Genomic DNA, 15457 nt, shown 5'->3' with positions numbered 1-15457 from the left:
TTTATTGCTTATTTTTAGTTGAGTATCAAAGATGTACTCGTGGCTAAAATACCTGGGTAGGCTTGTTCTGGTAAACACTCGCTAAGTTCAGTTAAGCGTTCACCTAGTTGATGTAGACTTTGAGCTGAGACATTAATATGACCCATTTTACGCCCTGGTTTTACTGTTTTACCGTACCAATGACTAGTTACATCAGTCACTTCTAAAACTGCAGTAGGAATACTGGCTTGGCCAAGCACATTTATCATCGCAGTGGCGTGTTTAAGCTCAGTATTACCCAGAGGCAGCCCTGCAACCGCACGCATATGGTTTTCAAACTGCGAGCAATGGCAACCTTGCTGTGTCCAGTGGCCTGAGTTGTGTACACGCGGGGCAATTTCGTTTACCAGTAAAGTGCCTTTAACGTCAAAAAACTCAATTGCCAATACACCCACATAATTAAGCTCATTCGCTAATTTAGTAAAGGCATCAATAGCTTGCTGCTCTACATGGCTATTATTTAAACCTGCTACCGATAAGGTTAATACACCATTGGTGTGCTGGTTTTCGGTTAACGGATAAATTGCAACATTACCGTGTTTATCGCGTGCACCAATAATAGATACTTCACGATCGAACGGAATCATTTTTTCAGCAATAATAGTATGAGGTGCATGTGCTGTGCCTGAGGCAATAAAATCAGACATTTGAGCCCAAATTTCATCAATTTGATCGTCAGACTTTAATCGCCATTGGCCTTTACCATCGTAGCCTGCTTGACAGGTTTTAATAACTAAAGGTTTACCTAGGTTTTTAACCGCAAGCTCAAGGTGCGCTTTTTCAGTAATAAGTTGATACGGTGCGCACGCTACAGTTGTTTTATCTAGTAGTGCTTTTTCGATTTGGCGATCGCCACCGGTTTTAATGGCCGCTTTACCCGGATAAAACTTATTGCTATTACAACAAAGTGTTAATACATCGTCAGGTATATGCTCAAACTCAGCAGTAATTGCATCTGCGTTTGCTATGGCTTGCTCTAATGTGGTTGAGTAAACTTCGCCTGTGAGTGGGTGCACAATTTTTTGGCTGCCTACATCGTACGCAACCACGTTTAAATTAAGTGGCGCGCCAGCAAGGCTCATCATGCGTGCTAATTGCCCTGCACCTAAAATTAAAATAGTCATTATTACTCTGCAGGATTAGGGTTAGCTAAAATAGTGTCGGTTTGTTCTTTACGAAACGCTTCAATTTTTGCGAATATTTCAGGATTTTGACACCCTAAAATTTGTGCTGCAAGTAAACCTGCATTAGCAGCGCCAGGCTCACCAATAGCTAATGTCCCTACCGCAACACCTTTAGGCATTTGGCAAATAGAAAGTAGCGAATCAATACCATTAAGCGCTTTTGATTTAACTGGCACACCAAGTACTGGTAATGAGGTAAATGCAGCTGCCATACCCGGCAAATGGGCCGCGCCGCCTGCGCCTGCAATTATAACTTTAATACCACGGTCGCTTGCTGAGCTTGCGTAATCAGCAAGGAGTTGAGGAGTTCGGTGGGCAGAAACTACTTTTGTTTCGTACTCAATGCCAAATTTTTCTAGCATGAGCGCCGCATGTTCCATGGTTGGCCAATCTGATTTAGAACCCATAATAATGCCAACTTTCATAAATACTCCTCAGTAATATACTATTTTAACTAGCGGACTTATGTCCGCTTTTATGGCGGGTATTATACCCAAAAGTCATTAAATTGCGACTAACAAAAACAAAAAAAGCCATGTTAAACATGGCTTTTTAAAGTTAGCAGTAAAGCGCTATTTACGCCTCTTTACTTGCTAGGTACTCAGCGTAGGTACCTCTAAAGTCAATAACCTTACCGTCTTTAACTTCCCAGATACGCGTAGCAACCGATGATACAAATTGGCGATCGTGAGACACAAACAATAAAGTACCTTCGTAGGCTTCAAGTGCTAAGTTAAGTGCTTCAATAGATTCCATATCCATGTGGTTGGTTGGCTCATCCATTAGTAATATATTTGGTTTATGCATCATAATTTTACCAAATAACATACGGCCTTGCTCACCACCCGATATTACTTTAACCGACTTTTTAATATCGTTTTGAGAGAACAACATACGGCCTAAAAAGCTGCGCACCACTTGCTCGTCGTCGCCTTCTTGCTGCCATTGCTCCATCCACTCAAATAAGTTCATATCGGTGGCAAATTCATCTGCATGATCTTGCGCGTAATAACCAATATTGGCATTTTCAGACCACTTAAACTCACCCGACTTAGGCGCTAAACGCCCAGCAAAGGTATTTAACAGTGTTGTTTTACCTACACCGTTTTCGCCAATAATAGCAATGCGTTCACCTACTTCTACTAAACCTTCAAGGCCAGAGAACAAAGTGTTGTCGCCAAAACCTTGGCTAAGGTTAGTCATTTCTAGCGCATTACGGAATAATTGTTTTTCTTGATCGAAACGAATAAATGGCGTTTGACGTGATGACGCTTTAACTTCATCTAACTGAATTTTGTCGATACGTTTAGCACGCGACGTTGCTTGCTTAGCTTTTGACGCATTAGCAGAAAAACGTGATACAAATTGTTGAAGTTCAGCAATTTGGTTTTTCTTTTTGGCGTTTTCACTTAACAGACGCTCACGTGCTTGCGTTGCAGCAAACATGTATTCGTCGTAGTTACCTGAATAAATACGCAGCTCACCGTAATCAATATCGGCCATGTGGGTACAAACCGAGTTTAAAAAGTGGCGGTCATGCGAAATTATTATCATGGTGCAATCGCGTTGGTTCAATACATCTTCTAACCACTTGATTGTATAAATATCCAAGTTATTAGTAGGTTCATCGAGTAGCATTATTTCAGGATCTGAAAACAGTACCTGTGCTAAAAGTACACGCAATTTAAAACCTGGCGCAATTTCTGACATAGGGCCATAGTGTTGCTCAGTAGCAATACCTACACCTAATAACAACTCACCCGCTTTAGATTCTGCAGAGTAACCGTCCATTTCGGCAAATTCAGTTTCCAAATCGGCTACTTTCATGCCATCCGCTTCGCTCATTTCAGCTAAAGAGTAAATGCGGTCGCGTTCTTGTTTAATTTCCCATAACTGCTTGTGACCCATGATCACAGTATCAATTACAGAATACTCTTCGTACGCAAACTGGTCTTGGTTTAGTTTAGCAACTCGTTCATTTGGATCAGTGCTAACGTTACCCGAAGACGGCTCAAGCTCACCACTTAGAATTTTCATAAATGTTGATTTACCGCAACCATTAGCACCGATCAAACCGTAACGGTTGCCGTCGCCAAATTTTGCTGAGATGTTTTCAAATAATGGTTTAGCACCAAATTGCATGGTGATGTTAGCTGTACTAATAATAGCGCTACCCTCCAAGGGAGACATGATGTATTTTAATTGCGCGCAGTTTAAACCAAATTCATCGTTTTTTCTATGAAAGTTTAAAGGCTAAATACGCAAATAAGAGCCTGCTTTAATAACTATAATTAAGTTGTAAAATATTACTTAACGCACACTAGGTAACGCACCTTACAAAGCGATTAAATTGCCGCATAATTAAACAAATTTCAATTTTGAAAAGTTAGCACCTCCTTATATTTGTATCCAAAAACAACATCAGTCAGCAATTGATATTGCTGCTGGTGCGTATTTAATTAATAAATTTTTGCTGACTGAATTTCATTCGCCGTTGTTAACATCTGCAAAATTATTTAATACAACTGTTTAACCTGTTTGTTAGCTTGTTTGTCGCATTTAGTTTTTATTAAAAATATTTTTGTATATATTGATGATATAAAAGCCACTTAGAGCTTTTGCACTACCCTTCACTTTTTAGCCAACTTGAAAAAAATTCACCTTTATTTTTTTAATTTCTAATACCAAACAACTACCCAGCAACTCAAAGCATTAAAAAAAGCAACACCACAAAAACAAAATTAACGCTTGGTGAATATTTGCCATTTATTTTGTTTATTGCGGGTGATTATTTTTCACTTTTGAGCATATTATTGCTTTGTTAGTCTCCAATCCCACAGATATACCCCAATAAAAAAGCATCAAATTTACACAAGGCAACAAATGATAAATAACAAGTTAGCAACTCTACTAAGCGTAAGTATTTTAGCGGCTCCAGCTGTATCAGCAGTAGAAGTTTATAAAGACGATAAAAATGCTGTCTCTATTGGTGGTTATATTGACGTTCGTGCGATCAATACCCAAAACCAAACTGAAATAGTAAATGGTGCCTCGCGTATTAACTTTGCTTTTAAACGCCAATTAAAAAATGATTGGGAAGCACTGGCCTTAATTGAATGGGGTGTAAACCCTGTTGGTAACAGTGATATTGTTTATAATAACCGTTTTGAATCTATTCAAGATGAGTTTTTATATAACCGCTTAGGTTATGCCGGCTTATCGCATGATAAATATGGTCAAATTACCATTGGTAAACAATGGGGTTCGTGGTTCGATGTTGTTTACGCCACCAACTACAGCTATGTGTGGGATGGTAACGCTGCAGGTGTTTACACATATAATAAAGACGATGGCGCAGTAAATGGTACCGGTCGCGGTGATAAAACGCTGCAATATCGCAATACTTACAACGACTTTGAATTTAGCGTACAAACGCAGCTAAAAAACAGTGAGTTTTACACTTGTGATGTAAGCAATATTACAGAAGCACAGTGCCAAACAAAATGGGAAGCTGGCGATGCGACAGCACAAAAAGTAGAGTTTAATTACACTTTTGGTGGCACAGTAACTTATAACGTAACCAATATGCTTACGTTAACTGCCGGCATTAACCGCGGTGAGTTTGACTTACACTTTGGCGATGGCACAACTCGCTCAGTAGAAGATATAATTTATGGCGCTGGTATTATTTGGGGTAACATTAACGCACCAGGTTTATACGCTGCCGCTAACATTAATAAAAACGAAAACCATGATACCGACAATTTGGGTCGCTTAATTAAAGAAGCAGTTGGTATAGAAACATTTGTATCTTACCGTTTCGATAATGACTTTAGACCATTTATTGCATACAACCTTTTTGATGCTGGCGACGATTACGTAATTCAACCTAACTTTAACGCCGATCCTAACGATGTATTTAAGCGTCAATTTGCCGTTATTGGTGTTCATTACTTACTTGACGACAATACCCAGCTTTACATAGAAGCACGTAAAGATTTTGGTGACTTTGAAAGTGCTAATAAAGAACAACAAGCACTTATGGAACAATCGGAAGATGACGGCATCGCAATTGGTTTTAGGTATATACTTTAAAGCCTAACATAGTTTTATAAAGGCCTTGTTATAGAGCATAACAAGGCCTTTTTTATTGGTTTTAAGTTTATAGCATCACTCAGCCATGCTGCTTTGAATGTCTATTTTGGCGCTTAAAACTATATTTACAAATGTTGTACTTACGTCATTTTTTAAATTGAATTTGTAGTGGACTTTGCGTACTTACATTCTCTAGCGTTATAAAATGACATCCTCACTGTAAAATTTCTTGTGCACAATACAGTCCTATCACCCCACTCCTAAACATTACAATCTCGGTTACTAATGTTTGCATATGCCTAGGTTTGCTAACACTATTTGGCGAAAACCCGACTTATTTACTTTCACATTTATGGCCTTGATTAACAAGAGCAACTAGCTTATCTGGATAGACCGTATGGCTAATAAATTCATTGCTAATTGTGCTTCTTAGTAATGGCCTTGAAAACGCTATATCAATTTGCTCTGTAGCTGTCATTTCAAATAACGTTACGTGCACTTGCATATAGTAGGTTGTATAAGTGCGGACCAAAGCCACCATAAAGGTTAAACACGCCGAACTCAAATGTGCAATTTAAGTGAACCGGATAAGTCGTCAGGATCTCAGATATTGTAATTTGAAATAAATATCTGCGCTTAGCATTTACTACTGCCCTGCTACTTTATAAATTTAACACCTTTGCTAAGGTATTACTCCCTCACAGCAAGTGTGATGTGTTCTTTACTGTGCTTAATTATAAATAATTACAGTAATTACGGAAGTAACGTTTAGATTTAAACAGGCTATTGTAGCACGTTAACTCTATAATAATTTATACCAAAGTGAACTGTTATCACTATTTTGTACACCACACTTTAGCGTAAATCCTAGCTTTATTAGCAAAGCGTGTGAACGTTGGTTGTGTGTACTTACCTCAGCATACAAATGTTTTAATTGTAATGCAGGCATTACTGCCATAAAACCTAAAAGCACTTCTTGCATAATTCCTTGTTGCCAAAAATCTGGGTGTAGCTCAAAACCTATAAAAGCAGTTTGCTTGTCTGTATTTATTTTGTATAAACCACACGAGCCTAACAATTGGCCATTGCTGTTATGCTCAATTGCTAAGCGCAATACACCCCCTTCGTAATAGCCGCTAATATCGTTTTGTATTAATTGCTTTACCTGTTGCTGGCTAAGCGGTGTTTGGTAATCGTTATATTGAGACACTAAAGGATGATTTAAAATGCCAAACAAAGCTGCGCCATGTTTGTGAGTTATTAAACGCAAGGTAACTCGCGGTAGTGTTATTGTTTTAAACATGCAATTACCAAAATTATAAATTTTTGAGCTACCTACTACTTAAATACAATATTTGTAAAAATAGCTATTAAGCAATAAATAGCACTTTATATAACAGTATTATTAACTTACCATACTGCATTAACAAGCAATATATTGAGAGTAATTAGCCATGAGTGACGATTTTAAAGTAATACAGCCCACTACCACGGTTTATTGCCCTGAGCGCGGCGAAGGTTGGACCCTAACGGGGATTACTAATATTAACGAGTTCACTTCGGTGATGTTTGACGGCACGCGCTACACCCTTCCCGCTCGCGAAATTATAGAGCAGTTATTGCCAAACCAATTAGCAAGAGAGCAGCAAAATAAATAACGACTTTTTAGCTTACATAAAAAACCAAAAGGCTGCTTTGATAAAAAGCAGCCTTTTGGTTTTAAATTAAATCTGCGAGATTATAAAAGTTAAAATGCATCATCTTCACTGTATACATTAACACCAAGCTCAGCATCAGCATCTTCAAAAACTTTAAAAATAATTGGCTTACAACACACCTGGCAGTCTTCAATATACTGTTGGTCTAAATCTGCAGCATCTAGTAAAACGTCAATTGTTTCGCCGCAATAAGGGCAGCCAATCGATTTTTCGGTTAATTGATTCATTTACACACCAACCATTATAAATAAAGTTATTTTAGTTAAAATGCAGCTATTAAACAACATATCCTAAGTATTACACTGTGCTAATTTTTATAGCATTTACGCGAGTAAATATTATCGCTTATAACCAAGCTATTGGTTTATTTTAATGCGCTTAAATAAGGCAATAAACTCTAACTTGAGAGTTAGATAAACAAACTAGAACCTGTAGAATGAACAAATACATGTTTGCTATAATAATAACAATGCAGATTATTAATTGAGCATGCTCACAATAAAAATGAGCGCACTCAATTACTATTTACTTAATTTAGTAAGTAGCGAATAGTCAATAAGCATTTGCAAGCTTAAAATAGGGTACTCAGTTGTTTTTAATGCAGTTTTATAAACACTTATTTTGCACTTACAAACATTACTTAATAAAACTAGTAGAGAGCAATACACAAATATAATGGATAAAAAACAGAGAACACGTAATAAAATTTTAGCATCTGCTTGGGAGTTATTTTTATTACAAGGTTACGAGCATACCTCAACCCGAGAAATTGCAACAGCTGCTGGTGTGGCTGTGGGCACTGTATTTAGTCATTTCGAAAATAAAATAGACTTATTGATTGCCGGAATGCAGCAACAAATTACCGCTATAATTAATCAAGCTCGCGCATCCGATAAACAACACTCTCCTAGATTAAAGCTGCGTCATTATGCACATCCCCTGTATTATTTTTATTGTGAAAACAGTGAATTTAGTAAAATACTTATCAGTAATGTTATTTGGCAAGCAACCTTTTTTAGTGAGCAAGTAAGCCTGTTTAAACAGTTATTATTTCAGCAGCAAACTCAAATTGATGACGTAAAAGCAAGCGTAATGATTGACTGCTACTTTATGACTTTAATTAGCGGGTTAAACGAGCAATCTCCCAATGCCGATGCTATGTTAAGGCAACTTACCCAAAAAATAGCTTTGCTATAAACAGAGCACTATATAATTACTGGTAACTAAAACGGAGCATCGCTATGCGGTTAGCGCTATTGCTAAACTATACTCACCACAACAAAGCATGATGTGTTCTTTTGCTCATAACTTTGTCCATTAAAGCTAATAGCATTCAGTATAAATAAAATAAGCTCTGAATAAGGTGTTTAATACACTAGCCATTTCTTATTAAACTCCTATTCTGCACTTTAATAAGTACAGGTAATATTATACACCTCCAAGCAATACTGTATATAAACACAGTTACCTACAATGTTGTAACCCAGCTAAGTAAACCGGCACCATTAAAAGTTAAAACTTTATATATAACAACCTATTATAAAACTGAATTTATACATAAAGTTTATTATATAAAAACAAACACTGTACGCACACAGTCAACGCCATTTGTGCTAAATATCTCACTTCCCTACTTTTTAAATACATACCTCCACCAGCGGTATTGGCAGTTAACATTTTATAAGCTTGTGTACTAAGCACCTACCCGCTATCTTTTTGCTAATGCCTAGTTGTGAACCATCGGCAATAAGCATTTTATTAGTTTTACTGTTCTTAAAATTTGCTAACAAGCTTTGCGTTAGTCTCAAAAATAGGGTTTAGGCTTTAAAGTGGGTTTTATTAAAGTGGCCTCATTCACTAAAGCGCGTTGCGGCTTACAAATAAAAATGAAATACGTTTTACTAATAGCGGGTCTAGTAACTATACCAATATATTTATTTATACATTCATCAAACAGATGCGAGATTTTATGAAAAGAATATTAGCCTTAGCGTTAACATCATCCGTTATATTTTATGCATCGCTCGCCCATGCAAACAAAACCGAAAAAGCCGTTTTAGCCGGAGGTTGCTTTTGGTGTATGGAAAGTGATTTTGAAAAGCTAGCAGGTGTAACCGATGTAATATCGGGTTTTACGGGAGGTAAACTTAAAAACCCAACTTATAACGGCAATCATCGTGGTCATTATGAAGCTGTAGAAATTACTTACGATCCTGCAATAGTTAGCTATAAAGCTATACTCGAGCATTACTGGGTAAACATTGATCCCTTTGATGCTAAAGGCCAATTTTGCGATAAAGGGCCAAGTTACCTAAGCGCTATTTTTGTAGCTAACGAGCAAGAGCGCAAATTAGCAGAGCAATCTAAACAAGCAGTGAGCAAACAGTTCCCAAATAAAACCGTGGTTACCCCTATACTAAACACCAGTACCTTTTACCCAATTAAAGGCGATGAAAGTTACCATCAAGATTATTATAAAAACAATCCTATTCGCTACAATACCTATCGCTGGCGTTGTGGGCGCGACAACCGCCTAGAAGAAATTTGGGGCGATAAAGCAAGCCATTAAAGTACCCACAATAAAATACCTTACTCAATACTAGATTAACTAACAGGCTGCTTATATTAACCAGCCTGTTATACGTTTTTAAAATACGTGTAAGGTATTAAAACTTAAACGAGGCAGAAAATCTAACACTACGAGGCGTGCCTGGTTGCACCCAAGCGTCTGAAAATGAGCTGATATAATAAGTTTCATTAAATAAGTTATCTAGCTCCCCTGTTAGCGTTATTGAGTCTGATACGGCGTAACGCATAAATGCCCGAGCAGTTATATAACTTGGCAGTGTAAAGTCGGTACCAAAAAAGCCATTTCGATCTCCCACATAAAGTAAACCACCACCCAATTTTAGTGCTTTTCCATTCACTTCTGTCGACTTTACCAACTGTAAACTCAATTGATGCTGAGGAATATTTAACAGCGAGCTGCCTGCAGCTATATTTAGGCCAAAGTTGCTATCGTAAAATGAATTTTTGGTTGTTGCATCAACATAAGCATAAGACGCCCACAGGTTTAAGTTATTCGTTAGTTGACCATTTATATCAATTTCAAACCCTTTACTTTGCGCCTCCCCAATAGCGGCACTGGTAAATGCTGTTGGATCGTCTACTACCAACATATTTTGTTGCTCAACTTTAAATAAGGCTAAGGTGCCCACCAGCGCACCGTTATTTAAACTAACCTTAACGCCTACTTCCTTTGAAGTTGTTTGGTTTGGTTTAAAGCCGTTTCCCTGGGCGTCGGTACCCGAAAGCGGACGAAAGTTTTCACCATAAGCCGCATAAGCCGATATAAAGTCAGACACCGCATACACAGCCCCTAATTGCGGACTAATACGCGATTCTGTTTGTTTATACCCTGTATTAGTTAAACGATTATTAAGTGTTTGCTTAAAATCGTCTAAACGCGCGCCAAGACGTATATCTAGCTTATTGGTTAAACTTATTTGATCTTGTATAAATACGCCCAATGATTGCTGAATTTCAATACGAACAGTATGAGTGGTGGGTGCAGGTAGCGCATAAGCACCATACTCTGGGTTATATACATTAATATATTGATCGCCCTTTACCTGTAGTAAAAACTGATCGTTTTCAAATTTATCGGTATCAGCCCCTATAGTTAAACGATGCTCAAACCCTGCAAAATTAATATCGCCAGTAACTTCGCCGCGTAAAACCTTATAGTTTGCACTGTAATCTCGATAACGCCTAAAGCGATTAACCTCATCATTCACTACACCTGCAAAACCAGTTTCAGTGGCAAAACCGGTTAACTTAGTATCACGGTAATTAGCAGCAATTAATACACTCCAGTCGTCATTAATATCATGCTTAAGTTCAAGCTGATGGCCAACTACTTGTGCTATAATAGGGCCATCACCCGGCTCACCTAAAAATCGGTTTGCAGGAATAACCCCAAGCTCACCATTTATTGCTAACACTCCTCTATCAAAAGGTATTGTTTGCTTACTGTATTCAAGTTCGTAAATCAGTTCACTATTGTCGTTAATATACCAAGCTACTGATGGGCTAACGCCTTGTTTGGTTTTTTTAATGGTGTCTCTAAAGCTATTTGAATCTTCATAAAAACCGATCAGTCTAATTGCAACATCATCAGAAACCCCAGTGGTGTAATCTATATCAGCCCTATAGGTATCCTCACTTGCAACAGCAAGTTTTAGTTCGCCTGCGGTATCAAATGTTGGCCGTTTAGTTATTAAGTTAACCACTCCGCCAGGTTCTCCCCGGCCAAATAACGCAGCACGCGGCCCTTTTAGCACCTCAACCGAGGCAATACTTGACAGATCTCGCGTACCACCCAAGCCCCAGCCTATATTAAAGCCATTAACTAAGTAGTTACTCGAGAGGTTTTCATCTCCTGTAAAACCACGTAAAGCAAAATTATTTAACAGGCCACCAAAGTTATTTTGCCTAGCAACCGAAGCAGATAGATCCAATGCTTGGTTTAAATCCCATGCGCCAGCATTTTCAAGCGTTGCTAAATCGATTGTTTGCTCAGCTTGTGGTGTTTCTAAAGGCGTAAAGTTACTGCTGTATACATGACGCGAGCCTATCACTGCAACCCTCTCTATAGCTGTATTAGCCTGATTAAATAGCGGTGGTTGCTCAAAGGCTGAGCTTGTTTGGCTGGTAAATAAGAAAACTAAACAAGCAGATAAATAAGTAAGCTTACGCTCTTTAAAATTGGTGTTCATTGTTAACCTTGTTAATTACATAACTAAAATTGAATTGCAGCCTAAAGCAGTAACTAGTGCTTAGTACTTATAGGCTGTTTGCAAAGCTTGGCATGTGAGGTAATGCCGCTTTTGTTGGATTACGTTTAAAGCATTGACGTTTATAAACGTGCTGTAGCTTATAAACTGGTTATACAAATTTACGGCCATAGCCGTGTGATTAGAATTAATTAACTTACAAAATGACATGCCTAGCGTGATCATCACCAGCGGCGTGTAATTAATACTAAATACCCAGGTACGTGCTCATATAAGCATTCGTGCGGTACGTATGATTTAAGGTGTAGCCGTAGGCTAAAATAAATTCGGTGTGTTTGGTTAAGTGCTGTTGCTGCAAAGCGGCTTTATATTAAAGATAATACTGGGCGCCGTTTTTCGATAAAAGTTCAAAAAATTCAATAGATTAAATTGGCTTGTTCACCCTTGCTATTATCCATACTATATTGAGTAAACTAAAGCTGGCAGTCTTATACCATAAACGGTGTTTATTGCAATATTGGCATGAAGTTATTTATTATTAAAAATGAGACAGGCATATTAAAAAGGGATTAAAATGGGACAGGCACATATTACCTGGTTTATTTAACCTCAAAGTTCGTCATCGTTATTTACTAATTCCCTCTCACTTCTACGCTCTATTAGTTTATATAATTTAAGTTATTAGTAGATATATGTTTAGTAGGGATATCAGGCAGGTAAAGTTAGTTTCAAAGGTGGTTTGTTAAAGTTGTTGTTTAAGTTATCGCTGAAGGTGTGGCGCTCACCCTGCACCTTTGTACCATTTAACATCGTTATTCGCGGCTTGCTGCTTTAATCGTTGTTTACTCCCTGCAAAGTTTGAATATTTATGCCTAAATCGTTGAATCGATTCAAGCCATTGTGCTTCTTCTATATTCAGAGTAACTAGCACTTTAGGAATTGCTTTATTTATATATCCTTTTTTGTTTGGAGAAATTTGACGACCACTCCAATCTACTAATTCTAGGTAATCTAGTAACGCAAAAGGTATAGTGTGTTTTATGTTGTTAGCGCAAAATGGCTTTAGCTGACTTGGTTGACTTTGATCTTGAACACTATCTTTTTGCTTTGAGGGGTTATTTGTTTGAACCGTATTTTTAGTAAAGGCTGTCAATTGCGCTATACGTTCTTGAATAGAAGTAAAATCACTGTCTTCTAACGTACCGGCCATGTTTGCTCTAATAGGATTTAAATCGACATAGGCCATGCAACTAAGCAATGCGGTTTCATCTAATAATGCTTGTGATTTATAGCGCCCTTCCCAGTACTTACCTGTGCAGCTATCTTCCTTATTTGCTTCACGGGCAATGTATTCATTTAGGTTTTTCATATACCAGCTTATGTCGTAAAGTCTTTCTCGCCATTTAGCTATAATTTCATTAAAGCAAACTAAACTCGCATTATCTAACGGCTCGCCTTTTAAGTAACTATCCACCAAAGCGTGGCCATTATAAAGCCTATACCAGCGTTCAATTACTTCACTATCTGCCCAATCTAGTGCCTGCTTTCTATTAACATTTACAACTAAGTGATAGTGATTACTCATAATTGCGTAAGCTGCAATCTCTATGGCAAACACACTACTTAACAACTTTATACGCTCTACTAGCCACTCTCTGCGGTGATCAAAGTTTTTACCTGTGTATTTATCATCACCACACAAAAAAGCTCGCCTAACGCATCTAGCTATTAAGTGATAATAAGATGTTGATGCCAAATCAATGAGATTTTTTCTTGCGCGTGTCATAAAATACAAAACCAATAACCACTGGATATAATAACAGTAGTAGCTAATGTGAGTTTTGCAAATACTTTGTGCCTGTCCTTTTAAATCTTTTAAATCCTCTTTTTAAATCTCTTTAAAGCAAAAACATAAAATGATTAACAAAGTTATATATCAATTCAACGCCTGCAGCTTTAGTTTATTTTAAAATTATGTTTTGATGAATTAAAGTCAACCTTTATCCTTTTGCTCTTTTAATATCATTTAGAACAAAGTGGATACAAGCAAAAAAATAATAAGAGAACACAATGACACAATTTAATAACAATAGCGTAGTAATATTAAGCGCAGTACGCACTGCTATCGGTGGCTTTGGTGGCAGCCTTAAAAACTTCACTCCCGCTCAGTTAGGCACTATGTGCGCCAAAGAAGCATTAGCCAGAGCCAATATTTCACCAAAGCAAGTTGGTTCATGTGTGGTAGGTAAAGTGATACATAACGGTCCTAAAGACGCGTATTTGTCGCGAGTTATTGGGCTAAATGCAGGGTTACCAATTAGCAGTCACGCGGTAACACTCAACCGCTTGTGTGGTTCGGGTTTAGAAGCCATTATACAAGCAGCACAACAAATTCAATTAGGTGATGTAAACGCAGCTTTAGCAGGCGGAGCAGAAAGCATGAGTAGCTCAGGCTATACTCTAGCAAGTAATCGTTGGGGCCAAAAAATGGGTGATAGTACAGTAGTTGATGAGCTAACTACCACATTACAAGACCCATGGGACAACACACCTATGGGCGTTACCGCTGAAAGCATTGCAGAAAAATATAGCATTAGCCGCAAGCAACAAGACGCTTACGCAGCACAAAGCCATCATAAAGCGGCTAAAGCCATTACCGCAGGCTATTTTAAACAGCAAATAATGCCCATCGAAATTAAATCTCGTAACGGTAATCAAGTTTTTGATACTGACGAGCATGTTCGTGCTGACACAACGGTCGAAAAACTCGCCACCTTAAAACCCTACTTTAAACAAAATGGTACAGTCACCGCAGCCACCTCATCAGGTATTAATGATGGCGCAGCCATGTTAGTGCTTATGTCGGAGCAAAAGGCCAATGAACAAAGCTTAAAACCACTCGGTCGCCTAGTCGGTTATGCCAGAGCAGGTGTTGAGCCTTCATTAATGGGCACAGGGCCTATTCCTGCTGTGCAACAGGTGTTTGAAAAAACTGGATTAACTATTGATGACATGGACGTAGTAGAATCAAACGAAGCCTTTGCCGCACAGGCATTATGCGTAGGCAATGAGTTAAACTTTCCTGAGCATAAAGTAAACCCCAATGGCGGAGCTATAGCACTTGGCCACCCTGTTGGCGCAACCGGTGCTATTTTATCGACCAAATGCCTGTACGAACTGAAACGCATTAACGGTAAATACGGCTTGGTCACTATGTGTATTGGTGGCGGACAAGGTATAGCTGCTATTTTTGAAGCGCTTTAGTTATAAAAGATTTTAAAAGAAATAGCGGCTAAAAATAAGCCGTTTTAATTTAGTAAAAATAAAGTTTTGATTAGTAAAGGACATGATTATTAAAGGACAGGCATAAACCTGTTAATTGCTTTATGCCTGTCCCTTTTTATTTTCCTAGTTAAAATGAGTTTATTAGCAAATAGCCTGGGGTATAGAATCATTCATATTCCTAACCCACCTAGGAAAATGGCTTAGAAAATATCAGGGTTTAATTTACGGCACTGTTAATTATTTTATGCCTGTCCCTTTATTTTTCTACCTAATTACCCTTTCTAAGATTTTTTCCTAGCCAATACTTACCTATTACCATGTATAATAATTTTAAAGGGAG

General features: G+C 37.9%; 13 protein-coding genes. 5 read left to right on the top strand and 8 right to left on the bottom strand.

The window, feature by feature from the left end:
• Window positions 1-14 precede the first annotated feature (14 nt).
• The 3 genes from H5058_RS01830 to H5058_RS01820 form a co-directional block, all read right to left on the bottom strand.
• Window positions 15-1163 carry a 5-(carboxyamino)imidazole ribonucleotide synthase gene (locus H5058_RS01830; protein ID WP_182676681.1) on the bottom strand — a complete coding sequence of 383 codons (1149 nt, stop codon included), beginning with the start codon at window positions 1161-1163 and terminating at the stop codon, window positions 15-17.
• A 2-nt stretch (window positions 1164-1165) separates the two neighbouring features.
• Window positions 1166-1648: a 5-(carboxyamino)imidazole ribonucleotide mutase gene (gene purE, locus H5058_RS01825; protein WP_011328251.1), complete on the bottom strand. Its 483-nt coding sequence runs from the start codon at window positions 1646-1648 to the stop codon at window positions 1166-1168.
• 151 nt (window positions 1649-1799) lie between these two features.
• Window positions 1800-3389 (bottom strand): ABC-F family ATPase, encoded by a 1590-nt coding sequence (locus H5058_RS01820; RefSeq protein WP_080516828.1) that lies wholly within the window; start codon window positions 3387-3389, stop codon window positions 1800-1802.
• A 717-nt stretch (window positions 3390-4106) separates the two neighbouring features.
• Between H5058_RS01820 and H5058_RS01815 the strand changes: the two genes are divergently transcribed.
• The gene (locus tag H5058_RS01815) at window positions 4107-5318 is read left to right on the top strand and encodes a porin (protein ID WP_182676679.1); all 1212 of its coding nucleotides are present in this window, start codon (window positions 4107-4109) and stop codon (window positions 5316-5318) included.
• A gap of 334 nt (window positions 5319-5652) precedes the next feature.
• Here the strand turns inward: H5058_RS01815 and H5058_RS01810 are convergent, their stop codons facing one another.
• Both H5058_RS01810 and H5058_RS01805 read right to left on the bottom strand, forming a co-directional pair.
• Window positions 5653-5823, bottom strand: a complete 171-nt coding sequence (locus tag H5058_RS01810; RefSeq protein ID WP_157696005.1) for a hypothetical protein — start codon at window positions 5821-5823, stop codon at window positions 5653-5655.
• Window positions 5824-6120: 297 nt separating this feature from the next.
• A complete protein-coding gene (locus H5058_RS01805; protein ID WP_089368320.1) occupies window positions 6121-6621 on the bottom strand; it encodes a GNAT family N-acetyltransferase in 501 nt (166 codons plus the stop codon).
• A gap of 151 nt (window positions 6622-6772) precedes the next feature.
• On the opposite strand from H5058_RS01805, the gene H5058_RS01800 reads away from it, so the two are divergent.
• A complete protein-coding gene (locus H5058_RS01800; protein WP_011328256.1) occupies window positions 6773-6976 on the top strand; it encodes a hypothetical protein in 204 nt (67 codons plus the stop codon).
• A gap of 89 nt (window positions 6977-7065) precedes the next feature.
• Here the strand turns inward: H5058_RS01800 and H5058_RS01795 are convergent, their stop codons facing one another.
• On the bottom strand, window positions 7066-7263 hold the full coding sequence (locus tag H5058_RS01795; protein WP_011328257.1) for a CPXCG motif-containing cysteine-rich protein: 198 nt from the start codon (window positions 7261-7263) through the stop codon (window positions 7066-7068).
• A gap of 448 nt (window positions 7264-7711) precedes the next feature.
• On the opposite strand from H5058_RS01795, the gene H5058_RS01790 reads away from it, so the two are divergent.
• Window positions 7712-8233: a TetR/AcrR family transcriptional regulator gene (locus H5058_RS01790; RefSeq protein ID WP_041454430.1), complete on the top strand. Its 522-nt coding sequence runs from the start codon at window positions 7712-7714 to the stop codon at window positions 8231-8233.
• Between the two features lie 772 nt (window positions 8234-9005).
• Window positions 9006-9605 carry a peptide-methionine (S)-S-oxide reductase MsrA gene (msrA, locus tag H5058_RS01785; protein ID WP_179807041.1) on the top strand — a complete coding sequence of 200 codons (600 nt, stop codon included), beginning with the start codon at window positions 9006-9008 and terminating at the stop codon, window positions 9603-9605.
• 97 nt (window positions 9606-9702) lie between these two features.
• Here the strand turns inward: msrA and H5058_RS01780 are convergent, their stop codons facing one another.
• Both H5058_RS01780 and H5058_RS01775 read right to left on the bottom strand, forming a co-directional pair.
• Window positions 9703-11814: a TonB-dependent siderophore receptor gene (locus H5058_RS01780; protein WP_182676676.1), complete on the bottom strand. Its 2112-nt coding sequence runs from the start codon at window positions 11812-11814 to the stop codon at window positions 9703-9705.
• Between the two features lie 799 nt (window positions 11815-12613).
• Complete coding sequence (locus tag H5058_RS01775) at window positions 12614-13534, bottom strand: transposase (RefSeq protein ID WP_089368322.1); 921 nt, start codon at window positions 13532-13534, stop codon at window positions 12614-12616.
• A 368-nt stretch (window positions 13535-13902) separates the two neighbouring features.
• On the opposite strand from H5058_RS01775, the gene H5058_RS01770 reads away from it, so the two are divergent.
• On the top strand, window positions 13903-15096 hold the full coding sequence (locus H5058_RS01770) for an acetyl-CoA C-acyltransferase family protein (RefSeq protein ID WP_182676674.1): 1194 nt from the start codon (window positions 13903-13905) through the stop codon (window positions 15094-15096).
• The last annotated feature ends 361 nt before the right edge of the window (window positions 15097-15457 follow it).

Origin of the sequence: Pseudoalteromonas sp. SR45-4, assembly GCF_014163535.1 — a bacterium.
GTDB lineage: Bacteria > Pseudomonadota > Gammaproteobacteria > Enterobacterales > Alteromonadaceae > Pseudoalteromonas > Pseudoalteromonas nigrifaciens.
This window is presented reverse-complemented; position numbering and strand designations above follow the sequence as displayed.

Coding starts and splice junctions, on each gene's coding strand:
- H5058_RS01795 (WP_011328257.1), bottom strand. CDS start 7,263: ATGAATCAATTAACCGAAAAATCGATTGGCTGCCCTTATTGCGGCGAA.
- H5058_RS01790 (WP_041454430.1), top strand. CDS start 7,712: ATGGATAAAAAACAGAGAACACGTAATAAAATTTTAGCATCTGCTTGG.
- H5058_RS01830 (WP_182676681.1), bottom strand. CDS start 1,163: ATGACTATTTTAATTTTAGGTGCAGGGCAATTAGCACGCATGATGAGC.
- msrA (WP_179807041.1), top strand. CDS start 9,006: ATGAAAAGAATATTAGCCTTAGCGTTAACATCATCCGTTATATTTTAT.
- purE (WP_011328251.1), bottom strand. CDS start 1,648: ATGAAAGTTGGCATTATTATGGGTTCTAAATCAGATTGGCCAACCATG.
- H5058_RS01805 (WP_089368320.1), bottom strand. CDS start 6,621: ATGTTTAAAACAATAACACTACCGCGAGTTACCTTGCGTTTAATAACT.
- H5058_RS01770 (WP_182676674.1), top strand. CDS start 13,903: ATGACACAATTTAATAACAATAGCGTAGTAATATTAAGCGCAGTACGC.
- H5058_RS01800 (WP_011328256.1), top strand. CDS start 6,773: ATGAGTGACGATTTTAAAGTAATACAGCCCACTACCACGGTTTATTGC.
- H5058_RS01810 (WP_157696005.1), bottom strand. CDS start 5,823: ATGCAAGTGCACGTAACGTTATTTGAAATGACAGCTACAGAGCAAATT.
- H5058_RS01815 (WP_182676679.1), top strand. CDS start 4,107: ATGATAAATAACAAGTTAGCAACTCTACTAAGCGTAAGTATTTTAGCG.
- H5058_RS01780 (WP_182676676.1), bottom strand. CDS start 11,814: ATGAACACCAATTTTAAAGAGCGTAAGCTTACTTATTTATCTGCTTGT.